The organism is Herbidospora sp. RD11066 (genome assembly GCF_054661255.1).
In genome coordinates, this window is record NZ_BAAGDO010000062.1 from 1 (window position 1) to 353 (window position 353).

A 353-nucleotide genomic window follows, 5' to 3' on the forward strand; every position below is an offset into this window, starting at 1 on the left:
CACCATACATCTTAAACATCAACTCTATGTCCTCCACCTCATGACCCATGATTTTCTGTGGAAATCCTGGCACTTGGATCTCCTCTCCATTTTTGAAAGTATGCGACCAATCAAAAACCCCGCCTGGCACCTTCAAGCTGTCCTCAGCACTAGAAGGCTTGTTAGTAGCGTCCATCTTTAGGCTAACCGTCGCAATTCCGCCTTCCATGCTGCATGAGTACGTGGCACGATCTTCCGATACGGTGCACTTCATGTGCAGTTTTTCAAATGTGAGTGGCGGACGGCATTTCATTGTGGCATCGCCGTGGTGTTTGCCATGATGGTGGCGGGCACCATCTCGGTGACGAGATCCA

1 protein-coding gene is annotated in these 353 nt (G+C 50.1%); it reads right to left on the reverse strand.

What is annotated here, in order from left to right:
• Positions 1-208, reverse strand: a 208-nt coding sequence (locus tag ACYQ78_RS39350; RefSeq protein WP_459806098.1) for a hypothetical protein, incomplete at its 3' end; no start/stop codon positions are given.
• Positions 209-353: the final 145 nt, after the last annotated feature.